Origin of the sequence: Limnohabitans sp. YIMB22184 (assembly GCF_048020265.1) — a bacterium.
In the GTDB taxonomy this organism is placed as follows: Bacteria; Pseudomonadota; Gammaproteobacteria; order Burkholderiales; family Burkholderiaceae_C; genus Limnohabitans_A.
Map to the genome: position 1 here is coordinate 1,165,497 of NZ_CP171843.1, position 24,192 is coordinate 1,189,688.

Sequence of the window (24,192 nt, forward strand, 5' to 3'; positions counted from 1 at the left end):
CGGCTAGCAGCATGAATGCCGAAGGCCTTCGTTCTGCACTCAACCCGGGCGTGCGCTTGCGCGAGGTCTTGGGTTGGGCCATGTACGACTTCGCCAATTCGGGCTACTCCACTGTGGTCATCACGGCCGTGTTTGCCGCTTACTTTGTAGGCGGTGTGGCCGACGGGGCCGACTGGGCCACGCTGGCCTGGACATCGGGCTTGAGCCTGTCTTATTTTGTCGTGATGCTGACCATGCCCGGCTTGGGCGCTTGGGCCGATCGGGTTGCCGGCAAAAAACGCCTGCTGATGTGGGTTACGGCAGGCTGCGTGCTGAGCACGGCGGCTTTGGCGCTGGTGGGCCCGGGCCAGGTGGCGCTGGGCTTGTTCATCCTGGTGCTGTCCAACACCTTTTTTTCGTATGGCGAGTCGCTCACGGCTTCCTTCTTGCCTGAATTGGCCAGGCCTGAGGCCATGGGCCGGGTGAGCGGTTGGGGCTGGTCTTTGGGTTACATCGGCGGCATGCTCACGCTGGGGGTGTGCCTGGCGTATGTGTTGGCCGCGCAGGCCCGGGGTGAGACAGGCGGCCAGTTTGTGCCCGTGACCATGTTGATCACCGCGGCCGTTTACGGCGCGGCGGCCCTGGTAACTTTCGCTCTGTTGCGCGAACACTCGCCGGCCCAGCCGAACGCCCCGGTGGTGACGATGCTGCAAAGCCTGCGCCGTCTGCGCCAGACGTTGCGCGAGGCCAAGCCTTACCGCGACTTCACCCGTTTGCTCGCATGTGCGGTGGCCTACCAAGGCGGGGTGGCCGTGGCGATCACGCTGGCGGCTATTTATGCCGAGCAGGTCATCGGCTTTCAGCCCCAGGAAACCATGGTGTTGATTTTTGTGCTGAACCTGGCGGCTTTTGCTGGGGCCTTGTTACTCGGTCACGTGCAAGACCGCATGGGCCACAAGCTCACTTTGGCGCTGACCTTGGTGGGCTGGGTGTTGACTTGTTTCATCGCAGCCTTTTCAACCGACAAGGCCATGTTCTGGTGGGCAGCGGCGATTGCCGGTTTTTGCATGGGCTCGAGCCAGTCGTCGGGCCGGGCCATGGCCGGCTTGATGGTGCCGCCGCAGCGTTTGGGTGAGTTCTTTGGCCTTTGGACATTCGCCATTCGCTTGGCCAGTATTTTGGGGCCATTGACCTACGGCCTGATCACCTGGTTGAGCGACGGCAACCAGCGCCTGGCCATCGGTTCCACCTCGCTGCTGTTTGTGCTGGGCCTGGTGCTGCTGATGCCAGTGGATGTGGAGCGCGGACGGCTGGCGGCACAAGCTCAGGTCTGAACCTGCGAGTTCAGGCTTGCAGCGACGCGGGCACGCTTTGGCACACATCCGGCGGCAACTCCAGCCAGCGTTTGGCCGCGGCTCGCAGGCCCCTCAAGTCGCCCGTTGTCAACAAGCGAATGCTTTGGGCTGGGGCGATAGGGCCCTGGCTGAGCAGGCCTGCAGCGGCCAGCAAGCGCCGGGTTTGCCGGGCCACCGGCTCACCTGTAGACACCAGCTGCACCTTTGGCCCCAGTAGCTGACGCAAGGTGTTTTCGACAAACACATAGTGGGTGCAGCCAAGCACCAGGGTGTCGATGTCGTCGGGCGCTGAGCCAAAGTGGCCCATGGCCTGGGTGTAGGTCTTGAGCAGTTGGGTGATTTGCTCCTGCGCGACCTCTGCCTGGTCGGGCAGGGTGCTTTGCTCGATGGCCAAGGCCAGGCCGTTGCAGGCTTGCACCGCAAAGTGGGCCTCGTTCTGGACGCTGCCTAGAAGGCGGGCAAATTTGTCGCTGGCCACCGTGCCCCGAGTAGCCATCACGCCAATGTGTCGGGTTTGGCTCAAAGCCAGGGCTGGTTTGAGGGCAGGCTCCACCCCCACCAACGGCAGCGCTGGGTGCTGGGTGCGCAGCTCGTGGATCGCCACAGCTGTCGCCGTGTTGCACGCCACCACAAGCGCTTTGATGTGGTGCCGCGCCAGCAAATGCTCGGTGATCGCGTGGCTGCGTTGGCGGATGAAGTTTTCGCTTTTTTCGCCGTAGGGCGCGTGCGCGTTGTCGGCGAGGTAGACAAAGCGTTCGTGCGGCAGCTCATGTTGCAGCGCACGCAACACGCTCAGCCCGCCAATGCCGCTGTCAAACACGCCGATGGGCATGCAGGTCTTCATGGGGCGGGGCCCCATGTCACGGTCAGCCATGGATCGCTTCGTGCCTCGCGATGACAGGGCAAAAGGCGATGAAGGACCTTCATTAACCTGCGTTGACGCCAATGCCTTTGAATTCACCCGTGGCGATGCGCTTTTGCCATTCGGCGGGGCCGGTGATGTGAGCACTGGTGCCCCCCGCATCGACCGCCACCGTCACGGGCATATCGACCACATCGAATTCGTAGATGGCTTCCATGCCCATGTCGGCAAAGCCGACCACCTTGGCGTGCTTGATGGCTTTGGACACCAGATACGCCGCACCGCCCACAGCCATCAGGTAAGCGCTCTTGTGCTTCTTGATGGCCTCGATGGCGACCGGGCCGCGCTCTGCCTTGCCGATCATGGCGATCAGGCCGGTCTGGGCCAGCATCATTTCGGTGAAGCCGTCCATGCGGGTGGCGGTGGTCGGGCCCGCGGGGCCCACGGCCTCGTCGCCCACGGGGTCGACCGGGCCAACGTAATAAATGACGCGGTTGGTGAAGTCCACAGGCAGTTGTTCGCCCTTGGCCAGCATGTCCTGGATGCGCTTGTGTGCGGCGTCACGGCCCGTGAGCATCTTGCCGTTGAGCAGCAAGGTCTGGCCAGGTTTCCAGGCGGCGACTTGCTCGGGTGTCAGTGTGTTGAGGTCCACACGCTGGCTCTTTTCGGTGTCGGCCGTCCAGCCCACGTTGGGCCAAAGGTCCAGCGAAGGCGCTTCCAGGTACGTGGGGCCGGAGCCATCGAGCACAAAGTGCGCGTGGCGCGTGGCGGCGCAGTTGGGGATCATGGCCACGGGCTTGGAAGCCGCGTGGGTGGGGTACATCTTGATCTTGACGTCCAGCACGGTGGTCAAGCCGCCCAGGCCCTGTGCGCCAATGCCCAGGGCGTTGACCTTGTGGTACAGCTCCAGGCGCATCTCTTCGACGGGGTCGAGCTTTTCGCCTTTGCTGGATTTTTCGAGCAGCTGGTACATGTCCAGGTCGTCCATCAGGCTTTCCTTGGCCATGAGCACGGCTTTTTCGGCGGTGCCGCCGATGCCGATGCCCAGCATGCCGGGCGGGCACCAGCCCGCGCCCATGGTGGGCACGGTTTTGAGCACCCAGTCGACGATGCTGTCACCGGGGTTGAGCATGATCATCTTGGACTTGTTTTCGCTGCCGCCGCCTTTGGCGGCCACGGTCACGTCCACCTTGTTGCCGGGCACGATCTTGGTGAAGATCACGGCGGGCGTGTTGTCCTTGGTGTTTTTGCGGTTGAAGTGCGGGTCCGAGACCACCGACGCACGCAGCATGTTGTCGGGGTGGTTATAGCCGCGGCGCACGCCTTCGTTGACCGCGTCTTCCAGGCTGCCGGTGAAGCCGTCGAATTTCACGTCCATGCCGACTTCGAGGAACACGTTGACGATGCCGGTGTCCTGGCAGATCGGGCGATGGCCGGTGGCGCTCATCTTGCTGTTGGTCAGGATCTGCGCAATCGCGTCTTTGGCGGCTGGGCTTTGCTCGCGCTCATAAGCCCGGGCCAAGTGCTGGATGTAGTCGGCTGGGTGGTAGTAGCTGATGTACTGCAGCGCGGCGGCGACGGATTCGATCAGGTCGTTTTGTTGGATCAGTGTGGTCATGGTGGTGGAGTCCCGTGATAGTCAAAAACCAGGTGTTGTCCGCTGCTCAATGGGCCTTGTCGTGGTGCGACATGAGGCGGTCAGCGTAAGCAATGGCAATCGCGCTGAGCAGAAAAGCCATGTGGATGATGGTCTGCCACATCAGCACTTTTTCGTCGTAGTTGGCGGCGTTGATGAAGGTTTTGAGCAAGTGGATGGAGCTGATGCCGATGATGGCCGTGCCCAGCTTGACCTTGAGCACCGAGGCGTTCACATGGTCCAGCCATTCGGGTTGGTCAGGGTGACCTTCCAGGTTCAGGCGCGACACAAAGGTTTCGTAGCCGCCCACGATCACCATGATCAGCAAATTGGAGATCATGACCACATCGATCAGGGCCAAAACGACCAACATGATGACGGTTTCATTCAATGCGGTGATCGGGGCGTCGGTTTTGTAACCAATGCTGTTGATCAGGGCTTGCAGCGCGGTCTGGCTGCCAAACGCAGCTTCGAGCAGGTGCACCAGCTCGACCCAGAAATGGAACACATACACCGCTTGGGCGGCGATCAGACCGAGATACAAAGGCAGCTGCAACCAGCGGCTGGCGAAGATGAAATTGCTCAATGGGCTCAAGGAACTCTTTTTCGATGGCGTGGGTTTGGACATGGTTTTCCTGAATGGGAAGTCCGCGACTTCGGGCAAACCCGGATTCTAGGGCTTAGACAGGTCGTTCCGGCCGCAAGCCATGCAAGCCTGCCGTCAGTCAGTGCTTTGTAAGAGCGAAAGCCGACATTTGCAGCAGTTTCAAAAACGTCATGCCACTGAGGAGACAAATCGAATGAGTTCCACCATCTACCAACCCAGCGCCGACTTCGTCAAAAACGCCCATGTTTCCGGCATGGCCGCTTACGAAGCGCTGTGCAAGGAAGCCGAAACTGATTACCAGGGTTACTGGGGCCGTTTGGCCAAAGAGCTGATCACTTGGAAGACGCCTTTCACCAAAGTGCTCGATGAGTCCAACGCACCATTCTTCAAGTGGTTTGAAGACGGCACCCTGAACGCCTCCTACAACTGCCTGGACCGCAACGTAGAAAAAGGCCTGGGCGACAAGACCGCCATCATCTTTGAAGCCGATGGCGGTGAAGTGACCAAGGTCACCTACAGCCAGCTGCTGGCCAAGACCTGCCAATACGCCAATGCCTTGAAGAGCCTGGGCATCAAAAAGGGTGACCGCGTCGTCATCTACATCTCCATGTCCATCGAAGGCGTGGCCGCCATGCAGGCCTGCGCCCGCATCGGCGCGACCCACTCGGTGGTGTTCGGTGGCTTCTCGGCCCAGTCCCTGCGCGACCGCATCGAAGACACCGGCGCTGTGGCCGTGATCACCGCCGACAACCAGGTGCGCGGCGGCAAGTTGCTGCCCCTCAAGTCCATCGTCGACGAAGCCATCAACCTGGGCGGCTGCGGCTCCATCCAAAATGTTTTGGTCGTCAAGCGCTCGGGCGCCGACATCGCCATGACCGCTGGCCGCGACCTGTGGATGGCCGACTTGGCCGACAGGCAAGCCACCACCTGCGAGCCCGAGTGGGTCGGTGCCGAGCATCCCCTGTTCCTGCTCTACACCTCCGGCTCCACCGGCAAACCCAAAGGTGTGCAGCACAGCACAGGCGGCTACCTGCTGCACGCGGCATTGACCACCAAGTGGACCTTCGACTTGAAGGCCGACGACGTGTTCTGGTGCACCGCCGACATCGGCTGGGTCACCGGCCACACCTACATCACCTACGGCCCCTTGGCCTTGGGCGGCACCGAGATCGTGTTCGAAGGCGTGCCCACGTATCCAGACGCAGGCCGCTTCTGGAAGATGATCCAGGACCACAAGGTCTCGATCTTCTACACCGCGCCCACCGCCATCCGCTCGCTCATCAAGGCCGCCGAGTCCAACGACGCTGTGCACCCCAAGAGCTACAACTTGAGCAGCCTGCGCTTGCTGGGCTCGGTCGGTGAACCGATCAACCCCGCCGCTTGGGAGTGGTATTACCAGCACGTGGGCGGCAGCAAGTGCCCGATCGTGGACACCTTCTGGCAAACCGAAACTGGTGGCCACATGATCACCCCGTTGCCTGGCGTGACGCCCATGGTGCCCGGCTCTTGCACACTGCCTTTCCCCGGCATCCAGGCGGCCATCGTGGACGAGACCGGCAAAGACATGCCCAACGGCCAAGGCGGCATTTTGGTCGTGAAAAAGCCATGGCCTTCGATGATCCGCACGATCTGGGGCGACCCTGAGCGTTTCAAGAAGAGCTACTACCCTGAAGACTTCAAGGGCAAGTACTACCTGGCGGGCGACGGCGCGATCCGTGACGAGAAAACCGGCTACTTCACCATCACCGGCCGCATCGACGATGTGCTGAACGTCTCTGGCCACCGCATGGGCACGATGGAAATCGAATCGGCCTTGGTCAGCTGCACTGAGCTTGTCGCCGAAGCCGCGGTGGTGGGCCGTCCCGACGACACCACGGGTGAGGCGATTTGCGCCTTCGTGGTGCTCAAGCGTTCGTTGCCCAATACCGAAGAGGGCAAGGCGATTGCCAAGCAGTTGCGCGACCACATCGCCAAGGAAATCGGCCCAATCGCCAAGCCCAAGGACATCCGCTTCGGTGAGAACTTGCCCAAGACCCGTTCGGGCAAGATCATGCGCCGCCTGCTGCGCTCGCTGGCCAAAGGCGAAGAGATCACGCAAGACATCTCCACGCTGGAAAACCCCGCCATCCTGGGGCAGCTGGGTCAGGCTTACTGATCGGTCATGCCGGACTTGATCCGGCGGCGATGCAAAACGGCAGCTCTGGCTGCCGTTTTGCTTTCTGTTTTTCTCCAGAGCGGTCGCTCAGTCGCCCAGCACCACACCTTCGCGCCGGGGATCGGCCCCGCCAAACCAGCCGCTGGGCGTGCGCTTGATCGCCTGCAGGCCGCTGGTCATGTCCATTTCGCGCACCTCGTGGCCACGCAACTGGAGGGCGTCCACGGTGCTGCGCTCGAAGCGCTGGGCTTCGAGCAAAGTGGGGCCGCCCAGCGAGCCAAAGTTCGGCAAGTCAATCGCTTGCTGTGCGTTCAGGCCCCAGTGCAGCGTGCCCGTGAGCAGCTTGGTGGTGTAGTGGATGATGAGTGCACCGCCGGGGCTGCCGCCGCTTATGAGCAGCTGGCCCGAGGCCTTGTCAAACACCAAAGTGGGCGACATGGACGAGCGCGGGCGTTTGCCGGGCTCGACCCGGTTGGCAATCGGGCGGCCTTGTGCATCGGCAGGGGCCAGGCTGAAATCGGTCAATTCGTTGTTGAGCAAAAAGCCACCGGGGCGAGTGGGGTCGGTTGTGACCATTCGGCGTGCACCAAAAGCCGCTTCGATGGTGGTGGTCATGGCCACCGCCCGGCCTTGCGCATCGACCACGCTGATGTGGCTGGTGCCGTATTCGGTTTGCGTGGGCATGGGCGCGAAGCTGGTGGTTTGGCCACCGGGCTGGCCTGCGGGGGCGGTTTTCATGGCCTGGGTGCCGATCAGCTGGCTGCGTTCACGCAGGTAGCCGGGGGCCAGCAGGCTGCGCCAGTCGCCTGCGGGGGCGCTCACAAAATCCGGGTCGGCCACGTACTGCGCCCGGTCTGCAAAGGCCAGGCGTGAGGCTTGGGTGTAACGGTGCAAAAAGTCGGGCGAGGGCAGGCCACCAGCCAACTCCGGGCCTTGTGCTTGGGTGTGGCCCAGCATGCCCAAAATCTGGCCGATGGCGATCTGGCCCGAAGATGGTGGCGGAAAGCCGCAGATGCGGTAAGCCCGCGATATGACCGTGTGGTCAAAACACAGGGCTTCACGTTCGCGGGGTTGATAGCTCTTCAAGTCCTGCAGGCTCAGGGTGCCGGGGCGAGGTGCTTGGGCTGTGCGTGCCACGATGGCCTGGGCCACTGGACCTTCGTGCAGGGCGCGGCTGCCTGCTTCGGCGATGCGGCGCAGCACATGTGCGTATTCGGGGTTGCGCAGCACATGGCCCACGGGCCAGGCCTGGCCATCGGCTTGGTAGAAAAAGCGCAGGGCCAGCGGGTCTTTTTTCAGGTGTGGATCGGCTTGCAGCAAGGCGTGCAGACGCGGGCTGACTCGAAAGCCTTGCTCGGCCAGCGCGATGGCGGGCGCCAACAACTGCGCCCAGGGCAGGCGACCGTGTTGCTGGTGTGCCGCTTCGAGCATGCGCACCGCGCCGGGCACACCCACCGAATGGCCGCTTTGCACCGCATCGTCAAAGGAGATGGGCTTGCCCTGGTCCATGAACATGTCGCTGCGGGCGCCGGAGGGGGCGGTTTCGCGCCCGTCGTACGCCGTGACTTGGCGGCCATCAAAGTGCAGCAAGAAAGCCCCGCCGCCAATGCCGCTCGACTGCGGCTCCACCAAGCCCAGCACCATTTGCACCGCGATGGCCGCGTCCAGGGCCGAGCCGCCTGCGCGCAGCACCTGGTGCCCCGCATCGGTGGCCAAGGGGTTGGCGGCGGCCACGGCCTGCCGCGCATAGGCCCAGCCGGGTTTGGCGCTGTTGCCGCTGGCGGCTTCGGGTTGTTCGGGCACGCTGTAGCGCCATGCGTTGGCGGGTGCTTGTGTCGTGGTCAAACCCGTGGGCGGTGTGGCGCAAGCGCTCAAGAGCGCCAGCGCGATCAGGCTCAAAGCAAATTGGCAGTTCATGGTTTCTCCCTGGATTGGCCATGGTAGCGGCAAGCGCAGGTTTGGCCCAGTGCGTCAGCGACTCCGTTGGCCCCAAGAAAACAGGCCCCGCAGGGCCTGTTGTGCAGCTGCTGAGACCTCAGCTCACTTCGGTGCCAGGCGGATGGCGCCATCCAAACGGATGACTTCGCCGTTGAGCATGTCGTTTTCGATGATGTGCTTGGCCAATTTGGCGTAGTCCTGGGGCGTGCCCAAGCGGCTGGGGAAGGGCACGCCTGCGGCCAGCGCGTCTTGCACTTCTTGCGGCATACCAAACAGCATGGGGGTGCCGAAAATGCCGGGGGCAATGGTCATGTTGCGGATGCCGTTGCGGGCCAGGTCGCGGGCAATGGGCAGGGTCATGCCGACCACGCCGCCTTTGGATGCGGCATAAGCGGCTTGGCCAATCTGGCCGTCATAGGCGGCCACGCTGGCGGTGCTGATCAGCACGCCACGCTCGCCAGTGGCCTCGGGCTCGTTCTTGCACATGGCCTCTGACGCCAGACGGATCATGTTGAAGGTGCCGACCAGGTTGACCATGATGGTCTTGGTGTAAACGGCCAGGCTGTGCGCGCCGTTTTTGCCCACGGTCTTTTCTGCGGGGGCGATGCCTGCGCAGTTGATCAGGCCCATCAGCTTGCCTATGGACACCGCTTTGGCTACCACGGCCTGACCGTCGGCCTCGTTGCTCACGTCGCATTTGACAAATGCGCCGCCGAGTTCTTTGGCGACAGCCTCGCCTTTTTCGGTCTGCATGTCAGCGATCACCACTTTGCCGCCGTTGGCCGCCAGCATGCGGGCCGTGCCCTCGCCCAGGCCCGATGCCCCGCCGGTGACGATGAAAACTTTGCCTTGAATGTCCATGTTTTGCTCCTGAATGTGATTGACGTTACGTCAACGTCAATTATGCACAGTTGGCTTGCGCTCAGTGGCGCCTGGAAGGCGGAAATCAGGACGGTCGTAATGCGAACACGGTACTCGACTACTGGCTTTGTTGGATGTACAAAGGTCCCCTGGTTTCCTAGCATGGCTTGGGTCACGGGCCAGCGGTCCGGCTTGCACTTGAACAGGAGAACGGTATGGCTTCAGACCTCACATGGGACAAGAGCGAAACATCGATCTTGCAGACCGACGACAACTGGCGTCGCGCGACCGAGTTGCTGGCCACGGCCGATATTCAAGTTGGAGGCAGCCGGCCTTGGGACATGCGGGTGCACCACCACGCCACGTTCGACCGCATCCTGACCCGCGGCAGTCTGGGCTTGGGCGAGAGCTACACCGACGGCTGGTGGGATTGCGACCAAGTGGATGAGCTGATCACCCGGATTTTGCGGGCTCGTCTGGACGAGCAAGTGGGTCGGGCCGGTTGGTTGTGGGCATCGTTGAAGGCGCGGCTGACCAATCTGCAATCACCCCACCGGGCCTGGCAGGTGGGTGAGGGGCATTACGACCTGGGCAACGATTTGTACGAAGCCATGCTGGACCCGTCCATGGCCTACAGCTGCGGCTACTGGCCGGTGGCCCAAAACCTGGCGCAGGCGCAAGAGGCCAAGCTCGACCTCATTTGCCAAAAGCTGCAGCTCCAACCGGGCATGACGCTGCTGGACATTGGTTGCGGTTGGGGCAGCCTGATGCTGTTTGCGGCCCGCCATTACCGCGTCAAGTGCGTGGGGCTCACTGTCTCGAAAGAGCAAGCCCGCCTAGGGGCTGAAAAAGCGCAGGATTTGCCTGTGCGTTTCGAGTTGGCCGATTACCGGCAATTCAACCCCCATGGCGAACAGCGCTTTGACCGCATCGCTTCTGTGGGCATGTTCGAGCATGTGGGCCACAAAAACTACCCCGTTTATTTCGACATGGTCCGGCGCTGTCTGCGCGACGATGGCCTTTTCTTGCTGCACACCATTGGTAAAAATCGGGCTGGCGCGGGCATTGACCCTTGGATCGAAAAATACATCTTTCCCAATGGGGTGCTGCCCTCTGCCTCCGAGATCGCCTATTACAGCGAGGACCAATTCGTCATGGAGGATTGGCACAACTTTGGCGAGGACTATGACAAGACCTTGATGGCCTGGCATGCACGTTTTGAAGCGGCCTGGCCCGGATTGAAAGCACGCTACGGCGAACGCTTTTACCGCATGTGGCGTTACTACCTGCTGTGCTGCGCAGGCACCTTCCGAGCCCGCGACAACCAGCTGTGGCAAGTGGTGCTGTCACCGGGCGGCAAGACCGGGGGCTACCGCAGGCCGCTGATGTGAAGGTGTGCCCTGCGCAATGAGTGTGGGCCTTACTCGTGCTTGTTCATCTTTTGCACAAACATGCGCACAAAGAAGGCTGCCATCAACAACACGAACAAGATCACGGCCAGGCTCATGAGGCCGTAGTCGGTGGAAAACAGGTCGATCAACATTTTCATGGGGTTTCCTTTTGTTGGTTTTGATGTTTCACTGTGCCGTAAAAACCCCAAAAAAGCGCTGATGAAAGTCAAGGTGCGGGCATGTGCCGTGCTTCAATGTGCTTTGTACTTTTTAAAGCCCTGTGCCCATCCCCATATGACCGCCTTCCAGAAGCTTCCCCTGTCTGTTTCCGCCCGGATTTTTCTGGTGTTGGGGGCACTCAGCGCCTGCACCAGTGTGGTATTCAGCGCCGCGTTTGCGCATTTGCCGGTCTTTGCCGCTGGCGTGCCGACGGGAGTTCAAACTGCCTTGAGCCAGCAGCAATTCCATTCGGTAGGCTTGCTGATCACGGGCTTGGCCATCGGGGTGTGCGGCGTGTCCCGCTGGCGCTTGGCAGCGGGTTGGTTGATGCTGTTGGGCGTGCTGTTGTTCAGCTTCAACCTGTATGCGCGGCATGTGCTGGGTTTTGACGCGTTGCGCGCGGCTGTGCCCTGGGGCGGGGCGGCGTGGATTTTGGCGTGGCTCAGTCTGGCGGTGGGTTTTGTCAGCGGGCGTGGCGGGAAGGCCGATCCGGATTGATGCCGAAGGTTTTGCCTATCGGCACCATAGAAACTATTCATGAGTGAAAACCCTAGGCTGCATTATGATTGCTACCAATGAGTTTTCTCATTCGATAGTTTTTTTAAACCAACCCAAGGAAACACCATGTCCCTGATCAACACGCAAGTTCAGCCGTTCAAAAACCAAGCCTTCCACAACGGCAAGTTCATCGAAGTGACCGAAGCCAGCCTGAAAGGCAAGTGGAATGTGTTCATCTTCATGCCCGCTGCATTCACCTTCAACTGCCCTACAGAAATCGAAGACGCGGCTGACAATTACGCAGCTTTCCAAAAGGCCGGCGCTGAGGTGTACATCATCACCACCGACACGCACTTCTCGCACAAAGTGTGGCACGAGACTTCGCCTGCTGTGGGCAAAGCCAAGTTCCCATTGGTCGGCGACCCTACACACAAGCTGACCCGCGCTTTTGGCGTGCACATCGAAGAAGACGGCCTGGCTTTGCGCGGCACTTTCGTGATCAACCCAGACGGCATCATCAAGACCATGGAAGTTCACTCCAACGAAATCGCCCGTGACGTGTCGGAAACCCTGCGCAAGTTGACTGCTGCTCAGTACACCGCCGCCAACCCTGGCCAAGTGTGCCCAGCCAAGTGGAAAGAAGGCGCCAAGACTTTGGCTCCCTCCATCGACCTGGTCGGCAAGATCTAAATCTTGAATGCCATGTCCTGATCTTTCAGGGCAGCTTTTGAGTCAACGCCTGCTTGGCAGGCCGTTGAGCGCAGCGCAAACAGGTTGCCCACCCTGCGTGTGCTGCCCTCAATGATTCCCCCCAAACACCTTTATTTGGGTCCCGCCACAAGCGAGGACTTGAGTTTTTTGCAGCCCGAAACAGGAGAACACCATGCTCGACGACACCCTCAAAGCCCAATTGCAACAGTACTTGGCCTTGCTGCGCCAGCCGATTCGTCTGATTGCCTCTTTGGACGACAGCGAAACCGGCACCGAGATGAAAGAGCTTCTCGAGACCATCGTGGGCTTGTCTGACAAGGTCACGCTGGACACCACGGGCAACAACGCACGCAAGCCGTCTTTTGAGGTGGTTCGCGAGGGTGAAGCCCAAGGCGTGCGCTTTGCGGGTCTGCCTCTCGGCCACGAATTTACTTCTCTGGTTTTGGCTTTGCTGTGGACCGGCGGTCATCCTCCCAAGGTCGAGCCTGAGGTGATTGATGCCATCAAAGGGTTAGATGTGGACTCGAATTTTGAGGTCTACATGTCCCTGTCTTGCCACAACTGCCCGGACGTGGTGCAAGCGCTGTCACTCATGGCCATCTTTAACCCCAAAGTCAAAACGGTGGTGATTGAAGGCGGCGCTTTCCAAAATGAGGTGGAGGAGCGCCAGATCATGGCGGTGCCCATGGTCTTTTTGAACGGTCAGGTTTTCGGTTCTGGACGCATGGGTGTGGAGGAAATCGTGGCCAAACTCGACACAGGTGCGGCCACCCGTGATGCCGCGAAGCTGGATTCCAAAGACCCGTTTGAAGTCCTGATCGTCGGCGGTGGCCCTGCAGGTGCGGCTGCAGCCGTGTACGCAGCTCGCAAAGGCATCCGCGTGGGGGTGGCAGCTGAGCGCTTTGGCGGTCAGACCAACGACACCATGGCGATTGAGAACTACATCTCGGTGCTGGAGACCGATGGCCCCAAGTTCGCGGCTGCTCTGGAAGCTCAAGTACGCCATTACGGCGTGGACATCATGAACCTGCAGCGTGCCGACAAATTGATCCCCGCAGGGTCAGATGGTTTGGTGCACATTCAGATGCAAAACGGCGCGACGCTCAAGGCCAAAACGGTGATTTTGTCGACCGGTGCTCGGTGGCGCAACGTGAACGTGCCCGGCGAAGCCGAGTACAAAAACAAAGGCGTGGCTTACTGCCCGCATTGCGACGGCCCGCTGTTCAAGGGCAAGCGCACGGCGGTGATCGGCGGCGGCAACTCCGGCATCGAAGCCGCGATTGACCTCGCCGGCATCGTTGAACACGTCACGGTGCTCGAGTTTGCCGAGCAGTTGAAAGCCGATGCGGTGTTGGTGAACAAGCTGCACAGCTTGCCCAATGTGACGGTGCACACCAACGCGCAGACGACGGAGATCACCGGCGACGGCAGCAAGGTCAATGGCATCCGATACAAAGACCGTGCCACCGGCACCGAGCACCATATCGAATTGGCTGGCGTGTTCGTGCAAATCGGATTGGTACCCAATACCGAGTTTTTGAAGGGCACGATCGAGTTGTCAAAGTTCGGCGAGATTGTGGTGGACGCCAAAGGCCACACCAATGTGCCGGGCGTGTTCGCGGCGGGTGACTGCACCACCGTGCCTTACAAGCAAATCGTGATCGCCGCAGGCGAGGGTTCGAAAGCTGCGCTGAGTGCCTTTGACCACTTGATCCGCTTGCCTGCTATGGCGCAAGCCGAGGCTGCCGTCGAAGCCGTTTGAGTGCGGCGGTCATCCTGATCAACCCGGCCCCCTGGCCGGGTTTTTCATTTTGTCAGAATCAACTTGCCTTGCCGTGTGCTTTGCAGTCGGTAAGTGGCCCCCAGATGCTGGATGAGTACCAGGTTCTGGTCGCCCAGAACTTCGCGGCTGTCCAGGGTTCGCGGGTTGGTGGACTTCACCTTGAGCCCTTGGCGGGCAGCCGCAGGCGGCAGGGTTGGCGCATCCATCTCTTTGCAGAGTGGGGTGATGGACACAGAGGGCGTAGCGTTCATGGCCGCTGGCCCTCAGTGACAAACCCGATCCGGCTCAGGCCGGCGCGTTGGGCTGCCGTCATGGCCTGGGCCACACGCTCGTAGGGTACCTGTTTGTCGCCTCGGATGTAGAGCTGAGGTTGCGGCTCGCGGGCGGCCTGCTCGCGCAGGCGCTGTTCCAGCGCATCGGCCGCCACGGCCTGCTTGCCCAGGAAGAACTGGCCCTGGGCGTCCACCGCGAGTTGCAGGTTCTCAGGTGGCGTCTGGTCGCGGCTGCTGCTGGCACGCGGCAGTTCCACTTTGACCGCGTGCTGGATGACGGGCACGGTGATGATGAAGATGATGAGCAGCACCAGCATGACGTCCACCAAGGGGGTCATGTTGATCTCGCTCATGACCTCGTCACTGTCTTCAAGGGCTTCAAAGGCCATGCTGACCTCCATGGTTCACACGGGCCCCGGTCACAAAGTAGGCATGCAGGTCGTGCGCAAAGCGGTTCATGCGGGCGATGATGAACTTGTTGCCACGCACCAGGGCGTTGTAACCCAGCACCGCAGGAATGGCCACGGCCAGACCGAGTGCGGTCATGATCAGGGTCTCGCCAACCGGGCCGGCCACGGCGTCGATGCTGGCGTTGCCGCTGGCGCCAATGCCGACCAGCGCGTGGTAGATGCCCCAGACGGTGCCGAACAGGCCGACGAAGGGCGCAGTCGAGCCGACTGAAGCGAGTATGGCCAGCCCGTTTTGCAGACGGCTGGTGCTGTCATCGATTGCATTGCGCAGGCTGCGCGTGACCCAGTCGCTGATGTCCAGCCGGTCGTGCAGCTGCTTTTGCGCGGCCTGGTGGTGCTCGGTGGCTTCTTGGCCGACCTGTGCCAGGTTGTGAAACAGGTTGCCGGGCCGCTGGCTGAGCACCGACAGGCCCTCGGCCAGGCTGGTGGTGTGCCAGAACTGCTCGCTGCCCAGGGCGCTTTGCTTGTGGCGCCAGACGTCCAGCGCCTTGAGCACGATGACCACCCAGCTGATGACCGACATGGTCAGCAGGGCGATCAATATCAGGCGGGTGACGGCGTCACCCTGCGTCCAGATGTGGGACAGGCCGAAAGAGGTGGGCATGAAATTACTCCTTGAAATGGGGTCAGTCGAGAACAAAGCGGATAGGGACGTTGAACCACATGGCTTCTGCCTGGCCGGCGCGTTGGCCGGGCACATAGCGCCAGCGCTGCACGGTCTCTAGCGCGGCGTCATCCAGCCGCGGGTAGCCGCTGGAGGTTCGGATGTCGGCTTTTTCGGCGCGGCCTTCGGCGTTGATGAAAACGCGCACAAGCACCGTGCCCTGTTCGCCCATGCGGCGGCTCATGCGGGGATAGGCCGGTGGCGGGTTGTTCAGGTAGTCGGCATCGCTGGATGGCAGAACCACGGCCTGTGCAGCGGGCGAGGCCGGGCGTGCGCTGCCAGTGGTCAAAGGGGCCGCAGCGGCGGTGGGCGTGGGGGCGGCGCTGGTGGCGGGGGCGAACTCTCTGGGTGCGGTTTGGGGTTCCGGCGTCACGGTCTGCTGCACGGCAGGGCGCTGTGCAAGCGCTTGCGCTGGCCGGGTCGGTGTCGTCTGCACGGGCTGTGCAACGGCCACGGGAATTTCAGCCACCACGCTGGCCAAAATGACCGGGTCGCTGGCGCCCGGCAAGCTGGGGCTGGCCAGCGGGTGGACGACCAGCCAGACCACGCCGGCATGGGCCAGCAAAACGGCGCCACTGGTGCGCAGGACAGGTTTCATGTGCTGGCCCATTCGCGCAGGAGGTTGTGGTAGACGCCGGTCAGCGCAATGGTCTCGGTGGTTTCGCCCAGCTGGGCGCGCAGTTTGAGCAGGTTCATGTCCAGGTCGAACAGCAGGCGGCGTTGCTCGTCGCTGCGCACCATGCTTTCAATCCAGAAGAACGAGGCCAGTCGCACGCCGCGGGTGACCGGCGTGACTTCGTGCACGCTGGTGCCGGGGTAGAGCACCGCGTCGCCTGCGGCCAGCTTGATGCCCCGGCTGCCCCAGCTGTCCTGCACGCACAGCTCGCCGCCGTCGTAGTCTTGCGGCTCGCTCAGGAACAGGGTGCAGGAGATGTCGCTGCGCACCCATTCGCCAGTGCTGGCCGAGTGCATCACGGCGCCATCCACATGCGGACCGAAGGCATTGGTCTCGCCGCCGTAGCGGTTGAACAGCGGGTTGTAGATGCGCCGGGGCAGGGCGGCCGACAGGAACAGCGGTTCGCGTTGCAGGGCCTGGCGCACGAGCGCCTGCAACTGGCGTGACACCGCGCTGTCCTGGGCGAGTTGCTGGTTGGATTTGCGGGTGCGGGCCTGGCTGCCCGCACTGACGCGGCCATCGAGCCAGGGGGCGTCGCGGCCCAGCAGCTGGCGGGCCTGCGCGACCTCGTCGGGCGTCAGCAATTGTTTCAGTTGCAGCAGCATCCGTGTTGTCCTCAGAACAGGGTTTTCAGGCTCAGTTCCACGCGGCGTGACGCACCCGGCATGTAAAAGCCGCGGTACAGGCTGTCGGCGTAGAGTTGGTTGCCCAAGTTGGTGATGTTGAGCTTGAGCAGGGTGGCGTCGCTCAGGGTGTATTCGGCCATGGCGTCTACGGTGGTGAAGGCCGGTGCCGTGACATGGCGCGCGCCCTCGGGGTTTTGTTCGCTGCGGTGGTTCAGGCCAGCGCCCATGCGCCACTGCGGATGCAGACGCCAGGTGGTCCAAAGGCTGGCACTGTGTTTGGGCGTGAGGGCGGAGCGGTCGCCTTGCACCTGGGCACCGGTGCCGTTGGCGCTCAGGGTCTGGTTGCTCACGTCGATGCGGGCCCTTGGAATCCAGGTGTGGTTGAAGAACACTTCCCACGCAGGTGTGATGCGACCTGCGAAGTTGAACTCCATACCGCTGGCGTGGCGCTGGCCGGACAGCAACATCTGGCTGGCTGCGCTGTCGGGGTCGGTGTTGCGCTCGTTGAATTTTTGGGAGTGGAAGAAGGCGATGCCGAGCAGCGTTTTCTTTTCGAACAGTTCGAACTTGCTGCCGATCTCGATGTTCCGGCTTTTCTCAGGTGAGGTGTTGGCGGTGCGTGCATTGTGGCTGCCTGCCGCAAAGCTGCCCAGGGCGAACTGGTAGGTGTCTCCCGAGGTGTTGTAAGAGGTGCCATAAGAGACGTAGTAAGTTGCGTCGTTTGCGGGCTGCCAGATGGCACCGATCCGTGGGCTCCAAAGTGTGTCATTGCGCTCGTTGCGGTTGCCGCTGGTGTCGGTGTATTGCGCCGAAAACCGGTCCATGCGCAGCCCGACGATGACTTTGATCGCGCTTGTGAGGCTCAGGGTGTCCTGGGCATAAAGGCCAATGTTTCGAGCCCTGAAGTGGTTCAGAGCCACCGCGCGGGTGTCAGTGATCGATTGGCCATTGTTGGGGATGCCGACCGTGGTGCCCAGCAATGTGTAGCTGGGCAGACCTGCAGCAGCGCTGTTGTTACGCAGGGCTTTTTCATCGCTGTAGTCCACGCCGGCGATCAGGCTGTGCCTGTGGCCAAGGGCTTCAAAGCTGGTGGTGTAGTCGCTCTGGATTTGTGTCAGATCGCTTTCGGCGCGGCGGGCTTTGGGCGAGCGGGTCAGCGCGGTGCTGTTGCCGAGCGTGGACAAGGTGGTGATGTTGGTGAATCGGATGGCGCTGGCCAGCAGGTCGCGCTCGTAATGGCCGTGGCGAACAGTGGTCTTGAGTTCGCTGTCCTGGTCGAAGCGGCGCTTGTGGCTGAAGGTGCCGTAGCTGCTCTCGGTGCGCAGGTGGTCGCTGACCAGCCCGTAGTAGTTTTTGGCGGGCAGTGTGGGCACCAGGGTACCGATCGAGCCGCTCGCGCTGGTGATGGCGCTGCCGGTGTTGATCAGCCAGGGGTGGTTGTAAAGCGGGCGGCCCTTCGTTTCGAGGTGATACAGGCCCAGCGCATATTCGTCGCGCTCGCCAACGCCCCAGCGGTAGGTGCCGGCCACGCCTTTCTTGTCCACTTTGGCGCCCCAGTTGTCGGCCTGGTGGTCCATGACGTTCAGGCGCACGGCCGAACTCTCGCCCGTCTGCCGGTTGAAGTCACCGGTGATGCGGCGCGTGTGGCCGCTGCCTGCCATGACATTGATTTCGTTTTGGTCCATCAGGAAGGGCTGTTTGTTGACCTGGTTGACCACGCCACCGGTGGAGCCTTTGCCAAACAGCATGGAGGCCGAGCCCTTGAGCACTTCAACCCGGTCGAGGTTGAAGGTGTCGCGCTCGATCAGGGGGGCATCGCGCAGGCCATCGACGTAGATGTCTCCAGCCTGGCCGAGCGAGAAACCGCGCATGCGCACATCTTCTTCTCCGGTCTCGCCCGCCATGAAAGTGACGCCTGCAGTGGTCTTGAGAACTTCCCTGAAATCGTCCAGATTGCGCTCGTCCATGAGTTTTTCGGTCATCACCGTCACGGTCTGCGGGATGTCCTTGAGTGCCTGATTGCCTTTGGCAATGCCGGTTCTTGTCACCAGCAGCTTGTCTTTGGCGGCAGTGGCCGATTCCTGCGTGTCTCGAACGGTCACGGTCTTGAGGGTTTTTTCAGGTGCTTCCTGCGCGAGGACCTGCGCAGTGGTGCCGAGTGAGCCGGCCAGCATCATGGCGGCCAGGGGCAACAATTTGTTGGGGGTGGTGGGTGCGTTCATGGGGCGATAGCCTTGAAAAGTTGCTTTCACAGCAAAACGAAGACAAAGGCTGGCTATCACCCCATGCCGCGAGGCAGGGCGAATGGCTTGCTGAGGAGACGAAAGGAGGGCGGCAGGCACTGGCGCCTGCCGCAGGCGGGCTTTACTTGAAGCCGACGCGGTCGAGCATTTGCTGGACCTTGATCTGGTTCATGCCGACGGCGCTGATCGGAATCAGTTCACTCTTGAAGCTGCCGCCGGTCATGGCCTTGAGGGCCGGATTGTCAAAACTCACGCCTTTGGCCACGGGCCATTCGTTGTTGCCGTTGGCAAAGTGGTTCTGGGCTGAGGGGCTGGCCAGGTATTCCAGGAACTTGATGGCGTTGTCAGCGTTTTTGGCGTTTTTGGCCACCGCGCCACCGGCCACGTTGACGTGCGTGCCCCAGCTGTTTTGGTTTGGAAAGACCACGCCGATCTTTTCGGTCACGGCCTTGTCGGCCGGATTGGTCGAGCGCATCAGGCGGGCGAGGTAATAGGTGTTGGTCACGGCCACGCCGCATTCGCCAGACGCCACCCCTTTGATCTGGTCGGTGTCACCGCCCTTGGGGCTGCGCGCCATGTTGTCCACCAGCCCTTTGAGCCAGACTTCGGCTTTTTGCGGACCCAGGTGCTCGGTCATGGCGCCGAACAGGCTCAGGTTGTAGGGGTGCGAGCCGCTGCGGATGCACAGGCTGCCTTTGAGCTTGGCGTCGGCCAGTTTTTCGTAGCTGTCCACATCGGTTTTGCTGAATTTGACTTTGTCGTACACGATCACGCGCGCCCGTGTGGACAGACCAAACCAGGCGGTGCCACCGTTGTCGGCAGGCTTGGCACGCAAGTGGGCGGGGATGGCGTCTTCCAGCAGTTTGGATTTGACGGGTTGGAACAAGCCGTCGACTTCAGCGCGCCACAGGCGCGAGGCGTCCACCAACAAGATCACATCGGCAGGCGAGGCGGCGCCTTCTGCCTTGAGGCGAGCGAGAATACCGGCATCGTCCGCATCAACCCGGTTGATTTTGATGCCGGTGGCTTTGGTGAAGTCGCTGTACATGACTTCATCGGTCGGGTAGTGGCGGGCTGAATAGATGTTGAGCACTTTGTCTTGGGCCATGGCCGATGCGGCGCTCATCAGGCAAGCGATGCTCAAAAGGGATTTGGAAAATGTCATGGTGGTGTCGCGCTCGGTGTGTGTTGATGGCCAGAGTTTAATCCAAATGCGAATCATTATCAATAAGATTTGAGGAAAACATGCATTCATTGAAGGGCTTTGGCCAGCAGGCCAGTCAAAAATCCAACAACCAGGCTTGGCCCTTGGTCAAGCGGGTCGCCTGTGGGCTGGGACTCTTGGCAGCAGGGCTGTTGCTCGGTGCATGCAGCAGTTTGCAAACAGCGCCGCCAGTTGAGCCCGGCGTCCTGCCTGTGGCTGAGCGCCGCGAGTTGCGTCTCGGACTGGCCTTGGGCGGTGGTGCAGCCAGGGGGTTTGCCCATGTGGGCGTGATCCAGGTGCTGGAGGAGGCGGGTCTCAGGCCCAGTCATGTGGTGGGCACATCGGCCGGCAGCTTGGTGGCCTCCTTGTATGCCAGCGGCAAAAGCCCGCAGGAGTTGGTGCGTGTGGCCGAATCCATGCAGGAAGCCGAGATCACCGACTGGATGCTGCCGATATTGAATCGGGGCGCATTGCGCGGAGAGGCTTTGGCCAAGTATGTGAACACCCAGGTGGGCGGCAAATCGCTGGAACAGATGAAGATTCCGCTGGGCATCGTGGCCACCGACTTGAGCAGCGGGCAGGCGATCACGTTCCGAAGGGGCAATACCGGGGCCGCGGTGCGGGCGTCAAGCGCAGTACCTGCGGTGTTCCAGCCCGTGCGCGTGGGTGAGCGGGAATATGTCGATGGCGGTCTGGTGGCCCCCGTGCCTGTGCGTCAGACCCGTGAGATGGGGGCCAACTTTGTGATCGCGGTGGACATCTCGAGCGACCCGGAGGGCAACCCTTATGGCGACACTTTCCAGATCCTGATGCAAACCTTCGCCATCATGGGCAAGAGCATCAACACCCTGGCGCTCAAAGAGGCCGATTGGGTGGTGCGTCCGGCTTTGTCAGGGGTCAAAAGTGCCGATTTCGGGGCACGCCAGCGGGCCATCGAAGCGGGCCGAGCTGCCATGCGGGCTGCGTTGCCTGCTCTGAAAGTGCGTTTGGCTCAGTTTGAAGAGGGGCGATGAGGGCTTTGGCCCCTGACAGCTGTTTGTCACACCCGCGAAGTCGGGTATCCACGGTCGCTGAAGGAAAAAAAAGGGCTGATCTTGCGATCAGCCCTGGAAGGGATCCCTGTTTCCCAGACGAAATTCAAAGAGATCCGAGGAGACAACTTGCAGCGAACAGGCCTTTGCAAAACCTGTCCGCGTTGAAAAATCACTTCTTCTTGCCAGCCTTGGGGGCAGCAGTTTGTGTCACGGCGGCCAGGTTGGACTCGGCCAGATCGGTGGCTTGCTTGACGGCTTTTTGCACCGACTCAAAAGCGGTGTTGGCGGCAGTCACGGCACCCTTCATCATGGCCACAGCTTGCTCGGAGCCAGCGGGGGCGTTTTGGGCGGCGCTGTCCACCAAGCTGGCGAACTGCTTTTGTGCGGCTGCGGCCTGGGCTTCGAAAGCCTTGGTGAACTCGCTGTTGGTGCCCGAGGCGATGTCGTACAGGTGGCGGCTGTAAGCGGCGGTTTTTTCAGCCAAAGGCTGGAACAGGTTGGCTTGCATGGCCAACAGTTCCTGGGCGTCTTTCACGCTCAGGGCGGCTTGGGTGTTGTTGGCGGACTCGTCCAGGGCAGCTTTGGCCACGCTCAGGTTCAGTTCGACCATTTTTTCCACGCCTTCGAAGGCTTTGGCGGTCAGGCCAAACAGGGTTTCCAGGTTGGCTTTGTGCGAGGCGACGATTTGTTCAGCGGTCATCATGAGGATCTCCAGATCAAAAGATAAATGTGGTTTCAGGAAGACTGCGCCGTAACTGGCCGGGGCCGTACAACTATGTTGCAGTGCAGCATGGTTTGAATTTTAGGGTTTCCACGGGGTATTGCAAGGGGATGGACCTGCTGACGGCTCAGTTTAGAGAGGGTTTTCTAGAATCAAGGCCCCACCAGACTCGAGCATGCACGCCTACTACGCCGACCATTTCGTCCTGCCTTTGCCCGAAGGCCACCGCTTTCCGATGCGCAAATACAGCCGCCTGCGCGACCGCCTGACGCAAGAGCTGCCGGGCGTGGTCATGCGCGAAGCCCCGGCCGCGAGCGACGGCGAGCTGGCGCTGGTCCACACACCCACCTACATCCAGGGCGTGGCCATGGGCAGCCTCGAGGCGGCCTTGCAGCGCGAGATCGGTTTCCCCTGGAGTCCGGCCATGGCCGAGCGGGCGCGCCGCTCGGTCGGGGCCACGGTGGCTGCAGCGCGGGATGCGCTGGCCCAGGGCGTGGCGGGCAATCTGGCGGGCGGCACGCACCACGCCTATGCGCACAAGGGCGGGGGCTTTTGTGTGTTCAACGACATTGCCGTGACGGCCCGCCTGATGCAGGCCGAGGCCTGGCGGCACCACCGCCAAAAGATGAAGGTGGCGGTGATCGATCTGGACGTGCACCAGGGCAATGGCACGGCGCATATTTTTGCGGGCGACCCGAGCGTGTTCACCCTGTCGCTGCACGGCGAAAAGAACTTCCCCTTCCGCAAGGAGCCGAGCGATCTGGACGTCGGCCTGCCGGACGGCTGCACCGACGAGCCGTATCTGGCCGCGCTGCACCAGGCGCTGCAGACCCTGCAGGACCGCTTTGATCCGCAACTGGTGATTTACCTGGCCGGGGCCGACCCGCACGAGGGCGACCGGCTCGGGCGGCTGAAATTGACTGCCGACGGCATGCAGGCGCGAGACCGGGTGGTGATGGACTGGGCCTGGCAGCGCAGGCTGCCGGTGGTGCTGTGCATGGGCGGGGGCTACGGCCACGACATCGAGACCACGGTGCAGGTGCAAATGCAGACCTGGGATGTCGCTTTGGGCTACTGGCAACGCTGGCACAATCTCGGGCGATGAACACGCCTGCCAAACCCCAAGCCGACGCCCGCAGCAGCTACAAAGCGTTTCGCGCCATCAGCACCCGCTGGATGGACAACGACGTCTACGGCCATGTGAACAACGTGGTCTATTACAGCTGGTTCGACACCGCGGTGAACGCCACCCTGATCGAGCAAGGCGTGCTGGACATCCACGCGGGCTCGACCATCGGCCTGGTGGTGGAAACCCAGTGTTTTTACTTTGCGCCCTTGGCGTTCCCTCAAACCATCGACGCGGGCATTCGCGTGGCCAAGCTGGGCACGTCCAGCGTGCGCTACGAGGTGGGCCTGTTCGCGCAGGGCGAAGACCTCACCGCCGCCCGGGGCCACTTTGTGCATGTGTACGTGGACCGCGAGACCCGTCGCCCCGTGCCCCTGCCTGCCGCACTCAAAAATTTTCTGGAGACTTTGACATGAGCATTTCCCCCATCGGCCCGCAGGTCAGCACCCGCGTGAACGACCCGGCGAGCGTGGACGCCGCCATCCTGAGCCGCTTTTCAGCCCGCGCTTACTTGCCCAAAGCCGTCGACCGCAGCATCTTGCAAGAGGTGCTGAGCATTGCCGCCCGCGCCCCCAGCGGCACCAACACCCAGCCCTGGAAGGTCTATGTGCTGCAAGGCGCCAAGCGCGACGAGCTGGTGGCCAAGACCTGCGCGGCGCACGACGCCATCAGCGCCAACCCGGCATTGGCCTCTGATTACGCCGAGGCCTACGACTATTACCCCGAAAAATGGGTCAGCCCCTACATCGACCGCCGCCGCGAGTGCGGTTTTGGCCTGTACGGCGTGCTGGGCATTGGCAAGGGCGACAAGGCGCGCATGCACCAGCAGCACCAGCAGAACTTCCGCTTCTTCGACGCGCCTGTGGGCCTGATTTTCACCATCGACAAGGTGATGGGCCGGGGCAGCTTGCTGGACTACGGCATGTTCTTGCAAAGCATCATGGTCGCCGCCCGCTCCCGTGGCCTGCACACCTGCCCTCAGGCGGCGTGGAACGGCTTTTCCAAAATCATCCTGCCCCATGTGGGCGCGGGCGAGAACGAGATGGTGGTCTGCGGCATGGCGCTGGGCTATGCCGACGAGTCGGCGCTGGTCAACACCTTCCAGACCACCCGGGTGTCCGCCCAAGACTTCACCCACTGGCTGGACTGACGCTTCTATAA

Annotated in this window: 24 protein-coding genes; 10 read left to right on the top strand and 14 right to left on the bottom strand. The window is 61.8% G+C overall.

Features of this window, described 5'->3' with window-relative positions; all coding sequences use genetic code 11:
• Nucleotides 1-11: 11 nt before the first annotated feature.
• The gene (locus tag ACHEXL_RS05540; RefSeq protein ID WP_416561015.1) at nt 12-1,313 is read left to right on the top strand and encodes an MFS transporter; all 1,302 of its coding nucleotides are present in this window, start codon (nt 12-14) and stop codon (nt 1,311-1,313) included.
• A 10-nt stretch (nt 1,314-1,323) separates the two neighbouring features.
• On the opposite strand, the gene murI is transcribed toward ACHEXL_RS05540, so the two are convergent.
• From murI to ACHEXL_RS05555, 3 genes are read right to left on the bottom strand one after another with little or no spacing between them, the layout of a single operon-like run.
• The gene (gene murI, locus ACHEXL_RS05545; RefSeq protein WP_416561016.1) at nt 1,324-2,208 is read right to left on the bottom strand and encodes a glutamate racemase; all 885 of its coding nucleotides are present in this window, start codon (nt 2,206-2,208) and stop codon (nt 1,324-1,326) included.
• Nucleotides 2,209-2,260: 52 nt separating this feature from the next.
• On the bottom strand, nt 2,261-3,814 hold the full coding sequence (locus ACHEXL_RS05550) for a fumarate hydratase (RefSeq protein ID WP_416561017.1): 1,554 nt from the start codon (nt 3,812-3,814) through the stop codon (nt 2,261-2,263).
• A 46-nt stretch (nt 3,815-3,860) separates the two neighbouring features.
• Complete coding sequence (locus ACHEXL_RS05555; protein WP_416561018.1) at nt 3,861-4,460, bottom strand: TIGR00645 family protein; 600 nt, start codon at nt 4,458-4,460, stop codon at nt 3,861-3,863.
• A 172-nt stretch (nt 4,461-4,632) separates the two neighbouring features.
• Between ACHEXL_RS05555 and acs the strand changes: the two genes are divergently transcribed.
• On the top strand, nt 4,633-6,594 hold the full coding sequence (gene acs, locus ACHEXL_RS05560; RefSeq protein ID WP_416561019.1) for an acetate--CoA ligase: 1,962 nt from the start codon (nt 4,633-4,635) through the stop codon (nt 6,592-6,594).
• Between the two features lie 87 nt (nt 6,595-6,681).
• On the opposite strand, the gene ACHEXL_RS05565 is transcribed toward acs, so the two are convergent.
• Nucleotides 6,682-8,511, bottom strand: a complete 1,830-nt coding sequence (locus ACHEXL_RS05565; protein ID WP_416561020.1) for a gamma-glutamyltransferase family protein — start codon at nt 8,509-8,511, stop codon at nt 6,682-6,684.
• 123 nt (nt 8,512-8,634) lie between these two features.
• Entirely contained in the window at nt 8,635-9,393 is a 759-nt protein-coding gene (locus tag ACHEXL_RS05570) for a 3-hydroxyacyl-CoA dehydrogenase (RefSeq protein WP_416561021.1), read from the bottom strand.
• Nucleotides 9,394-9,608: 215 nt separating this feature from the next.
• Here ACHEXL_RS05570 and cfa point away from each other — a divergent pair, with 215 nt between their 5' ends.
• Complete coding sequence (gene cfa, locus ACHEXL_RS05575; protein WP_416561022.1) at nt 9,609-10,784, top strand: cyclopropane fatty acyl phospholipid synthase; 1,176 nt, start codon at nt 9,609-9,611, stop codon at nt 10,782-10,784.
• A gap of 29 nt (nt 10,785-10,813) precedes the next feature.
• Here the strand turns inward: cfa and ACHEXL_RS05580 are convergent, their stop codons facing one another.
• Complete coding sequence (locus tag ACHEXL_RS05580) at nt 10,814-10,942, bottom strand: DUF3149 domain-containing protein (RefSeq protein WP_416561023.1); 129 nt, start codon at nt 10,940-10,942, stop codon at nt 10,814-10,816.
• Nucleotides 10,943-11,078: 136 nt separating this feature from the next.
• Here ACHEXL_RS05580 and ACHEXL_RS05585 point away from each other — a divergent pair, with 136 nt between their 5' ends.
• The 3 genes from ACHEXL_RS05585 to ahpF all read left to right on the top strand — a co-directional run bounded on the left by ACHEXL_RS05585 (nt 11,079) and on the right by ahpF (nt 13,974).
• Nucleotides 11,079-11,501 carry a DUF423 domain-containing protein gene (locus ACHEXL_RS05585; protein ID WP_416561024.1) on the top strand — a complete coding sequence of 141 codons (423 nt, stop codon included), beginning with the start codon at nt 11,079-11,081 and terminating at the stop codon, nt 11,499-11,501.
• Between the two features lie 126 nt (nt 11,502-11,627).
• Nucleotides 11,628-12,191 (top strand): alkyl hydroperoxide reductase subunit C, encoded by a 564-nt coding sequence (gene ahpC / locus ACHEXL_RS05590; RefSeq protein ID WP_416561025.1) that lies wholly within the window; start codon nt 11,628-11,630, stop codon nt 12,189-12,191.
• A 193-nt stretch (nt 12,192-12,384) separates the two neighbouring features.
• Complete coding sequence (gene ahpF / locus ACHEXL_RS05595; protein ID WP_416561026.1) at nt 12,385-13,974, top strand: alkyl hydroperoxide reductase subunit F; 1,590 nt, start codon at nt 12,385-12,387, stop codon at nt 13,972-13,974.
• Between the two features lie 44 nt (nt 13,975-14,018).
• Here ahpF and hemP read toward each other — a convergent pair whose 3' ends face one another.
• The 7 genes from hemP to ACHEXL_RS05630 all read right to left on the bottom strand — a co-directional run bounded on the left by hemP (nt 14,019) and on the right by ACHEXL_RS05630 (nt 20,111).
• A complete protein-coding gene (gene hemP / locus ACHEXL_RS05600; RefSeq protein ID WP_416561027.1) occupies nt 14,019-14,246 on the bottom strand; it encodes a hemin uptake protein HemP in 228 nt (75 codons plus the stop codon).
• Nucleotides 14,243-14,656 (bottom strand): ExbD/TolR family protein, encoded by a 414-nt coding sequence (locus ACHEXL_RS05605; protein ID WP_416561028.1) that lies wholly within the window; start codon nt 14,654-14,656, stop codon nt 14,243-14,245. The genes hemP and ACHEXL_RS05605 overlap by 4 nt, the downstream gene beginning before the upstream one ends.
• On the bottom strand, nt 14,646-15,341 hold the full coding sequence (locus ACHEXL_RS05610; protein WP_416561029.1) for a MotA/TolQ/ExbB proton channel family protein: 696 nt from the start codon (nt 15,339-15,341) through the stop codon (nt 14,646-14,648). Before ACHEXL_RS05610 ends, ACHEXL_RS05605 begins: the two co-directional genes overlap by 11 nt.
• 22 nt (nt 15,342-15,363) lie before the next feature.
• A complete protein-coding gene (locus tag ACHEXL_RS05615; RefSeq protein ID WP_416561030.1) occupies nt 15,364-15,999 on the bottom strand; it encodes an energy transducer TonB in 636 nt (211 codons plus the stop codon).
• Nucleotides 15,996-16,682 (bottom strand): Fe2+-dependent dioxygenase, encoded by a 687-nt coding sequence (locus ACHEXL_RS05620; RefSeq protein ID WP_416561031.1) that lies wholly within the window; start codon nt 16,680-16,682, stop codon nt 15,996-15,998. Before ACHEXL_RS05620 ends, ACHEXL_RS05615 begins: the two co-directional genes overlap by 4 nt.
• A gap of 11 nt (nt 16,683-16,693) precedes the next feature.
• Nucleotides 16,694-18,925, bottom strand: coding sequence for a TonB-dependent receptor (locus ACHEXL_RS05625; RefSeq protein ID WP_416561032.1), 2,232 nt, complete (start codon nt 18,923-18,925; stop codon nt 16,694-16,696).
• Nucleotides 18,926-19,067: 142 nt separating this feature from the next.
• Nucleotides 19,068-20,111: an extracellular solute-binding protein gene (locus tag ACHEXL_RS05630; protein WP_416561033.1), complete on the bottom strand. Its 1,044-nt coding sequence runs from the start codon at nt 20,109-20,111 to the stop codon at nt 19,068-19,070.
• 167 nt (nt 20,112-20,278) lie between these two features.
• On the opposite strand from ACHEXL_RS05630, the gene ACHEXL_RS05635 reads away from it, so the two are divergent.
• Complete coding sequence (locus ACHEXL_RS05635) at nt 20,279-21,163, top strand: patatin-like phospholipase family protein (RefSeq protein ID WP_416561310.1); 885 nt, start codon at nt 20,279-20,281, stop codon at nt 21,161-21,163.
• A gap of 190 nt (nt 21,164-21,353) precedes the next feature.
• Here the strand turns inward: ACHEXL_RS05635 and ACHEXL_RS05640 are convergent, their stop codons facing one another.
• The gene (locus ACHEXL_RS05640) at nt 21,354-21,887 is read right to left on the bottom strand and encodes a phasin family protein (protein WP_108426200.1); all 534 of its coding nucleotides are present in this window, start codon (nt 21,885-21,887) and stop codon (nt 21,354-21,356) included.
• A gap of 193 nt (nt 21,888-22,080) precedes the next feature.
• Between ACHEXL_RS05640 and ACHEXL_RS05645 the strand changes: the two genes are divergently transcribed.
• From ACHEXL_RS05645 to ACHEXL_RS05655, 3 genes are read left to right on the top strand one after another with little or no spacing between them, the layout of a single operon-like run.
• Complete coding sequence (locus tag ACHEXL_RS05645; RefSeq protein WP_291923987.1) at nt 22,081-23,010, top strand: histone deacetylase family protein; 930 nt, start codon at nt 22,081-22,083, stop codon at nt 23,008-23,010.
• Nucleotides 23,007-23,447 carry an acyl-CoA thioesterase gene (locus tag ACHEXL_RS05650; RefSeq protein WP_291923985.1) on the top strand — a complete coding sequence of 147 codons (441 nt, stop codon included), beginning with the start codon at nt 23,007-23,009 and terminating at the stop codon, nt 23,445-23,447. Before ACHEXL_RS05645 ends, ACHEXL_RS05650 begins: the two co-directional genes overlap by 4 nt.
• Nucleotides 23,444-24,181 (top strand): nitroreductase, encoded by a 738-nt coding sequence (locus ACHEXL_RS05655; protein ID WP_416561034.1) that lies wholly within the window; start codon nt 23,444-23,446, stop codon nt 24,179-24,181. The genes ACHEXL_RS05650 and ACHEXL_RS05655 overlap by 4 nt, the downstream gene beginning before the upstream one ends.
• The last annotated feature ends 11 nt before the right edge of the window (nt 24,182-24,192 follow it).

Bases quoted from the DNA above. Each gene is read 5' to 3' on its own strand.
- ACHEXL_RS05645 (WP_291923987.1), top strand. From the start codon at position 22,081: ATGCACGCCTACTACGCCGACCATTTCGTCCTGCCTTTGCCCGAAGGC.
- ACHEXL_RS05640 (WP_108426200.1), bottom strand. From the start codon at position 21,887: ATGATGACCGCTGAACAAATCGTCGCCTCGCACAAAGCCAACCTGGAA.
- ACHEXL_RS05610 (WP_416561029.1), bottom strand. From the start codon at position 15,341: ATGCCCACCTCTTTCGGCCTGTCCCACATCTGGACGCAGGGTGACGCC.
- ACHEXL_RS05550 (WP_416561017.1), bottom strand. From the start codon at position 3,814: ATGACCACACTGATCCAACAAAACGACCTGATCGAATCCGTCGCCGCC.
- ACHEXL_RS05585 (WP_416561024.1), top strand. From the start codon at position 11,079: ATGACCGCCTTCCAGAAGCTTCCCCTGTCTGTTTCCGCCCGGATTTTT.
- ACHEXL_RS05655 (WP_416561034.1), top strand. From the start codon at position 23,444: ATGAGCATTTCCCCCATCGGCCCGCAGGTCAGCACCCGCGTGAACGAC.
- ACHEXL_RS05620 (WP_416561031.1), bottom strand. From the start codon at position 16,682: ATGCTGCTGCAACTGAAACAATTGCTGACGCCCGACGAGGTCGCGCAG.
- ACHEXL_RS05650 (WP_291923985.1), top strand. From the start codon at position 23,007: ATGAACACGCCTGCCAAACCCCAAGCCGACGCCCGCAGCAGCTACAAA.
- ACHEXL_RS05580 (WP_416561023.1), bottom strand. From the start codon at position 10,942: ATGAAAATGTTGATCGACCTGTTTTCCACCGACTACGGCCTCATGAGC.
- acs (WP_416561019.1), top strand. From the start codon at position 4,633: ATGAGTTCCACCATCTACCAACCCAGCGCCGACTTCGTCAAAAACGCC.
- hemP (WP_416561027.1), bottom strand. From the start codon at position 14,246: ATGAACGCTACGCCCTCTGTGTCCATCACCCCACTCTGCAAAGAGATG.
- ahpC (WP_416561025.1), top strand. From the start codon at position 11,628: ATGTCCCTGATCAACACGCAAGTTCAGCCGTTCAAAAACCAAGCCTTC.
- ACHEXL_RS05570 (WP_416561021.1), bottom strand. From the start codon at position 9,393: ATGGACATTCAAGGCAAAGTTTTCATCGTCACCGGCGGGGCATCGGGC.
- ACHEXL_RS05565 (WP_416561020.1), bottom strand. From the start codon at position 8,511: ATGAACTGCCAATTTGCTTTGAGCCTGATCGCGCTGGCGCTCTTGAGC.
- cfa (WP_416561022.1), top strand. From the start codon at position 9,609: ATGGCTTCAGACCTCACATGGGACAAGAGCGAAACATCGATCTTGCAG.
- ACHEXL_RS05625 (WP_416561032.1), bottom strand. From the start codon at position 18,925: ATGAACGCACCCACCACCCCCAACAAATTGTTGCCCCTGGCCGCCATG.
- ACHEXL_RS05615 (WP_416561030.1), bottom strand. From the start codon at position 15,999: ATGAAACCTGTCCTGCGCACCAGTGGCGCCGTTTTGCTGGCCCATGCC.
- ACHEXL_RS05540 (WP_416561015.1), top strand. From the start codon at position 12: ATGAATGCCGAAGGCCTTCGTTCTGCACTCAACCCGGGCGTGCGCTTG.
- ACHEXL_RS05630 (WP_416561033.1), bottom strand. From the start codon at position 20,111: ATGACATTTTCCAAATCCCTTTTGAGCATCGCTTGCCTGATGAGCGCC.
- ahpF (WP_416561026.1), top strand. From the start codon at position 12,385: ATGCTCGACGACACCCTCAAAGCCCAATTGCAACAGTACTTGGCCTTG.
- ACHEXL_RS05605 (WP_416561028.1), bottom strand. From the start codon at position 14,656: ATGGCCTTTGAAGCCCTTGAAGACAGTGACGAGGTCATGAGCGAGATC.
- ACHEXL_RS05555 (WP_416561018.1), bottom strand. From the start codon at position 4,460: ATGTCCAAACCCACGCCATCGAAAAAGAGTTCCTTGAGCCCATTGAGC.
- murI (WP_416561016.1), bottom strand. From the start codon at position 2,208: ATGGCTGACCGTGACATGGGGCCCCGCCCCATGAAGACCTGCATGCCC.